The organism is Acinetobacter sp. A3, assembly GCF_012371415.1.
GTDB lineage: Bacteria > Pseudomonadota > Gammaproteobacteria > Pseudomonadales > Moraxellaceae > Acinetobacter.
Genome location: NZ_JAAZQW010000071.1, coordinates 1 through 5,313, shown reverse-complemented (window position 1 = coordinate 5,313; position 5,313 = coordinate 1). Strand labels below are relative to the sequence as shown.

7 protein-coding genes and 2 pseudogenes are annotated in these 5,313 nt (G+C 33.6%); 2 read left to right on the top strand and 7 right to left on the bottom strand.

Annotated features, from left to right (window positions below; translation table 11 throughout):
* Positions 1-516 precede the first annotated feature (516 nt).
* From HHA42_RS13065 to HHA42_RS13055, 3 genes are all read right to left on the bottom strand, one after another.
* On the bottom strand, positions 517-711 hold the full coding sequence (locus HHA42_RS13065; protein WP_252726333.1) for a hypothetical protein: 195 nt from the start codon (positions 709-711) through the stop codon (positions 517-519).
* 198 nt (positions 712-909) lie between these two features.
* A complete protein-coding gene (locus HHA42_RS13060; protein ID WP_168526819.1) occupies positions 910-1,398 on the bottom strand; it encodes a GNAT family N-acetyltransferase in 489 nt (162 codons plus the stop codon).
* Positions 1,388-1,654 carry a DUF1778 domain-containing protein gene (locus tag HHA42_RS13055; protein ID WP_168526817.1) on the bottom strand — a complete coding sequence of 89 codons (267 nt, stop codon included), beginning with the start codon at positions 1,652-1,654 and terminating at the stop codon, positions 1,388-1,390. Before HHA42_RS13055 ends, HHA42_RS13060 begins: the two co-directional genes overlap by 11 nt.
* Before the next feature lie 202 nt (positions 1,655-1,856).
* Here HHA42_RS13055 and HHA42_RS13630 point away from each other — a divergent pair.
* Both HHA42_RS13630 and HHA42_RS13045 read left to right on the top strand, forming a co-directional pair.
* Positions 1,857-1,931: pseudogene (locus tag HHA42_RS13630) on the top strand (transcriptional regulator); the annotation flags it as partial.
* A gap of 120 nt (positions 1,932-2,051) precedes the next feature.
* Entirely contained in the window at positions 2,052-2,420 is a 369-nt protein-coding gene (locus HHA42_RS13045; RefSeq protein WP_168526814.1) for an MbcA/ParS/Xre antitoxin family protein, read from the top strand.
* A 156-nt stretch (positions 2,421-2,576) separates the two neighbouring features.
* Here the strand turns inward: HHA42_RS13045 and HHA42_RS13040 are convergent, their stop codons facing one another.
* The 4 genes and pseudogenes from HHA42_RS13040 to HHA42_RS13025 all read right to left on the bottom strand — a co-directional run.
* Positions 2,577-3,626, bottom strand: coding sequence for an SEL1-like repeat protein (locus HHA42_RS13040; protein ID WP_168526812.1), 1,050 nt, complete (start codon positions 3,624-3,626; stop codon positions 2,577-2,579).
* Positions 3,627-3,682: 56 nt separating this feature from the next.
* On the bottom strand, positions 3,683-4,015 hold the full coding sequence (locus HHA42_RS13035; RefSeq protein WP_168526810.1) for a hypothetical protein: 333 nt from the start codon (positions 4,013-4,015) through the stop codon (positions 3,683-3,685).
* 72 nt (positions 4,016-4,087) lie between these two features.
* On the bottom strand, positions 4,088-4,645 hold the full coding sequence (locus HHA42_RS13030; protein WP_168526809.1) for a hypothetical protein: 558 nt from the start codon (positions 4,643-4,645) through the stop codon (positions 4,088-4,090).
* Between the two features lie 182 nt (positions 4,646-4,827).
* Positions 4,828-5,313 (bottom strand): annotated as a pseudogene (locus HHA42_RS13025) (hypothetical protein); the annotation flags it as partial.

Sequence of the window (5,313 nt, the reverse complement as noted above, 5' to 3'; positions counted from 1 at the left end):
CTTACCCAAGTTACGCCTTAAATTTGGCTCAATTAGGGGCGCTTTGCATTTCAAATCTTTGTGCAACAAAGCCACTCGACAAACAAAAAAAAGACTACATCGTATTACGTTTAAGTAGTCAATATGACAATAAATCTGATTTATTAAAAGTAAAATATTGAAATTAAAGATTGGAAATCGATTGGACTAAGTAAAAAAATCATGGATTGATACCGCAAAGACATATCAGTTACCAATTGATAAGACAAAATTAACTTACATTGGTAAACTTTCTAAAAATGACTTTGAACGATTAATTAATCATCTTAAAGAACAATAACTGTTTGTCTAGTTAGTGAACAATATATATCCAAGTTGGCTAAGAATAGCTGTTCATCTATTTGTGATAAATAGTGCCTATTAAGATAGGGATATGCACCTATTCATACCCAATTGGGCTTTTTTATGGATTCTTCACATTTCACGATCATTTCATGTTCAATGTTTCATAGGATTGATGAGTTAGAATAAAAAGTACTAGCGTTTTAATTGTGCTAATTCACGTGCACGTTCTTCAAAATGAGTTCTTAATCCATCATTCAACCAATGCTCAGAGTTCTGTGCTGCTTCAATTAGAAGCCGATGAACTTCTTCTCTTGCTTCTAAAATATTTTTATTTGGAGCACCTAAAATAGGATTAGCTTTGATTTTATCTTGCATACGGTTTTTCATACTTTAGATTCCAGGATTAAGTTTAGGCAGTTAAATCGAATATAGTAGCATTCGATGATTAGCTATCCAAAATCAGTAAAAGATATCTTAACTGATAAAGAAATAGTCATTTTTCGTCTACTTGCAGATTGTTCGAAAAATTAGCCACTAATTTCTGTAAGCGGTCTATCAATCACTCCTGTTGCTAGTAGAGCACTTTCAGTAGAAACTAGGTATTTCACTCACTGGATATATTAATGTTAATGGATTTGATGTTAATGAAATAAAGCCGAAACGCTGATAAAACTCCATCGCTTTTTTATCTTTAGCATGTATTACAACAAAATTAACACCAATAATTTGAGCAACTGTTGAAACTTGTTTGAGCGCATGGGCTAAAAGCACTTTCCCAATTCCTCGCCCCTGAACTGTTTGATCAACGGCAAAGCGACCTACAACCACACAAGGCAGTGGATAACGAGGTAATCGTTTAGTAAGTACAGTATCAACTACATCAAATCCTATGGATGTGCTGGATAAACAATAAAATCCTCTCACGTGTAGATCATCATCAATAGCAACATATGTTTTACTTGTTCCTGCTTTCTGATGTTGGGATGCATACTGTTTTATGAATTTATTTAAATCATCTTGCCCACAATTAAATGATTTTTTCTGATGATGGGCTTGTAAAACCTCAATTTTCATCCAACAAACTCATTAATTTTTTCATCTCATCATTTGCAGGGCGTGGGTTCTCAAGTATGTTCATTAACATATCTCGATCAACATTATTCACTTTTAACTCATAATTAGATTTAAGTAATTCTTTTGCTCTTTCAAATGAGGATTGAAGCATGAAAGAACTTACACTGAGTCCTAATAAATTCGCAGCTTGTTCAATCACATTTTTTGCATCAACTGTTGAGCGAATATTGATTCGTTCCGTTGCTAAATTAGTCATACTTCCTCCCAGTAAGTACATCAATTTGATGTACAATTATAACAGATTAAATTTGAGCTTCAAGAATCAAAGTTGCATATTTGTTTTGAAATATTTGAATAGAAAATCAATGGCCTACTACTACCCAAAATAAGTGGCAGGGTTTGAATAAGAATAGCTGGTAGGTTTACATAAGAATATGCAGTCTACTCGTAAAGGAGAAATTTCATCTAACTTATTTGATGACTTGGTTGCTTCAATCAAAGAAGCTGGATCTATCAAACGTAAAGAAATAAAAGTAATGGGTGACCGATTTATCAGTAATTCGCAATTGAAAGGCGTTAATAAGCATTAAGTTTGCATGTTATTATTAGATTGAGAGCTTGATCGATAAAATTATAGGGCTAAAGGTGATGCTATGACGTTATTGGAACAGCAGGCTGTACCAGAAGTTGTGTTGGCAAAATCAGTACTTAAGATTGCTAAACAGCTCTCCCTTAGTCAGTCTCAGCTCGCAATAGTGCTAGATATGGATGTCGAGGCAATCACTCAATTGCAAAACCAACCTGAATTAGATCCAAACTGTAAACAAGGGAAATTAGCACTGTTGCTGATTCGTCTATACCAGGCTTTGCATGCTTTGACAGGTGGTGATCAGGCTGCGATGAAGATTTTTTTAACGTCCGAAAATAGAGTCATTAGCGGTATCCCACTTCATCAAATTGAAACGATGAGTGGCTTGATTTCTGTTCTTAATTTTGTTGAAGCGATGAGAGCGAAGTTATGATGCGGATAGCCTTGTTGTATTAAGTTAGCCATAAATAGGGTGATGGCGCTCTAGTGTTCATATACTCCAATTTACAGTCTTTTTTCGACGCATACCAAAATGTGTTGATATGCATCTTTAGAAATTATTTACGGACTCAAAATTAGTAAAGATAAGCTATGAACTTGAGCCACAAACAACTTTTAAATTGCCATTCTCTTGTTTAATTAAATAAATATAATCAATAAAATGCACAAAGCCATCATCAACAACGCGTGGTGAAGTTGCTAAATAAATTTGTTGGGGGTTTGATTCACTTACAACATGTGATCCTTTAAACATATTACTCATTTTTTCACTCAAATTCTGAGCTTTATCATTTTGATCAATATTACGGAGTCTTTGAATTTCCTTCATATATTGATTGAATTTTTGAGTATCAAATGTAGAAAATTTAAATTTATCCCTTGCCTCGATCATGTTTTTCACATGTTCAATAGCCACCCCTTGTTTGATCTCTGCATTAAATTTATAACCATAGCCATAATAGTTTTTTGTTTCAATTTTAGTAAATAACGCTGTACTTTTATTTCTAGGTAAAAATATACGTACATCAGGTGTATCACCTTCGGCATCTTCGTATTCGGGATAAAATTTATATTGATCCTGCTCACTATAGTTTTGCTTTAAAGCAGTCTCTAGCGATTTATGTGTTTTACCTGCAACACTATGAGTTGCAAGCTGCTCTATAAATGAATCAACAGTCATTTTTTGAGTATTCCAAGCCCCACATAATAATGTCTGATCTATTGCTGAATAAGATGGCTGTGATTTCTGCTTATTAGCGTAATCAACAAGCATCTGCTTTGCAGGTTCATAACCTTGAGCATTTGCTTGTTGAAGTAGTTGTATTGCTAATGCTTCATTTACCTGTAGGCCATCGCCACTAAATAGCATTTTTGCCAAAATTACTTTAGCTGGTGCATAGTTCTTGCTACTTGCACGATCTAACCATTCAATTGCTTTGCTAGTATTTCTGGGAATCTTAACTCCATCATAATAAACCATACCCAAATCGTATTGATTTTTGGCAAATCCCAGCAGTAATGCCTTACTTTGTTCTTTCGCAATTGCTGGAATAATTGGTTCGTGAATATTTTTTGCAAAAACCGTTGATGTGCCAAATATACTCATGCTTAACAATAAGCATCCTAAAATATTTTTCAAAATATAGTCCTGTATTCAATTCAAAATTTTATAAATTAAAGTGATTTATTCATGCTTTAGTCAGGATAGCCACCTTTTGCTGCATCATATTTTTTGGTAATGGTTTTATTTATTTTTTTAAGATCCCAGTTTGTTCCACTATATTTAATTTGAATTGGATAGAATTCAGTATTTGGCTCTGAAGCTAAAATTTTGTACTCAGCTTGATAGCCATATTCAACTTCACGATCTTTCGATTCAATATAGCGTAGCCCACTTACACCTGCATCGCCCACAGAAAGTAGAGAAACTTTATGGTCTTGTAAGGCAAGCATCATAAAATAAGATTCTGTCGCACTACCTGAAGTAAACCCAGTCTCAAAAATCGCTCCCACTACATTTTTACCCACACGCTGAGTTTTATTTTGTAGTTCTGCTATTTTTAAATGACTTGCACCCCATGAACTAGGGATATCAATGAGCTATGTATTAGGATTTGTTAATTCAAACTTTCCATTTTGATTTTTTTTAAAATTGAGCAAGTAACCTTTAACATGGCAACCATGGCAGGTGTCTACTTCATTCCCTATGGTTTGCAAACTTTCCACAAATACCAAATAACGAGTTTGATTATTTGCATTTTGATATGTCAGGGTTGGATGCTGTTGTAAAAAACGCAGTTCATTTGTTCCATCAATTTTTTGCTGTACAGCAATAAATGGGTATTTCACTTCATTTGAGGTATAACGCCCACTGAGCTGAATTCGTCCAAATAAGGTTGGGAGTAATTCATTAGAAGTAAGGCTATTAAGCACAATCGAATTGCTGGTTGCAGTTGCTGGAGTTGTCTTTGCAGTATTTTGTTTTGGAGCAAGTCCACTTGCGCCTATAAGAGCCTCCTTCCAACCAACTTTTTCACCACTTTGATTTGAAAAACCAAATTTTTTGGTTTCTGGGTTATATCCCCAATAATAGTTTTCAGCAAAGCTTATACTACTCATCGAGATGAGCGCTATTGCTAAACCAGTTTTAAACAACATGTTTTCCTCTTATTTGTCATGTGATTTTTAGAGAATAAGACTTAAAAAATATAATTATCAAACAGTTGTAGATATGCTAAGAACCATATTGTTAGAAACAGGGCTTATCTATAACTGTGTCTACTTACTTTTATAGATCCATAAAAAAGCCACCTTCATAAAGATGGCTATATTTGACATAATTAATAAATTCCAAATTTACAATCTTCTATTGCTTCCATTTTTTGGGTAGTAGTTTCCCCCAAGGTTTTACGGCTTTCTCTAATACTTGGATCATTTGTGAAAATAGGGAACTCTTTTACTGCAGTTCGATATTCAGTTTCTACTTCGTGACAAGCCTTAATATTTTCAATTGTTTTCTTTACAAATTTTTCATCTACTTTCTTATATTGGCTTGTGGAAACTCTTAAAGTTTTACCATCATCGGACAAATGTAAAGGCATTTTAGAATATCCATTATTAATTACTAATGTATCTTCATCTTTTTCTAGTACATAAGAACGGCCTTCTTTTTCATTAATTACATTACTTTTAGCAACCACATTCTCTTTTAAAATATAACTATCCTTACCTTCTTTGAAAATCTGCATAAAGAGATGGATCCGTAAATTTGAACAACTCCTATAAGTGATATTCTGCTCCTCAAATGATGTTATAAACATCAATAT